Source organism: Vibrio sp. 2130-1, from assembly GCF_033339515.1.
Window position 1 is genome coordinate 1 of the sequence record NZ_JAWOUT010000518.1, and the last position, 582, is coordinate 582.

At 47.8% G+C, this 582-nt stretch carries 1 protein-coding gene; it reads left to right on the top strand.

All coding sequences use genetic code 11. From position 1 onward, the window contains the following. Window positions 1-582: replication initiation protein (locus tag R7Q09_RS27155; protein ID WP_318144081.1), on the top strand; the 582-nt coding region annotated here is incomplete at both ends.

The following is a 582-nucleotide window of genomic DNA, read 5'->3' on the forward strand; positions in this document are numbered from 1 at the left end:
TTGAAAGTTCCATTCTGTACGTCTGATATCGCGCATAGTGAACCTATTCGCTACGCAGCTGCGATTGAATCCGCGATGATTGAGCGTCTGAAAGCGGATCGTGGATTCGCAGGACTACTGACGAAAAATCCACTGCACCCACATTGGCAAAATGAGTTTTGGACAGAGTACGAGTACACACTCGATGAACTGGCGGAATACCTCGATCTGAAAGGCCACCCGTTACGTGGTAGCGAAACGTCTGGTCTTGGCCGTAACTGTGAGTTGTTCGATAACACTCGTCAGTGGGCATATAGAGCGATTCGGGAATACTGGGCGCCTAACTACAAAAGAAAGTGGAATGCAGCCGTATACGACAAAGTAGAAAGCACGAATAGCCAGTTCAATGGCCCTTTGCCTGTGTCAGAAGTGAAAGCAATAGCGAAGTTAATCGCTAACTGGACGTATCGAGAGTTCACGCCTGAGAAGTTCCGTCAGAGCCAAGCTAAGAAAGGAGCTAAAGGCGGTAAAGCATCTAAGCGTAAGCCTGTAGCCAATTCAGAAAGAACACTCAAGCCTTGGGAAGATCTTGGTATTAGTCGA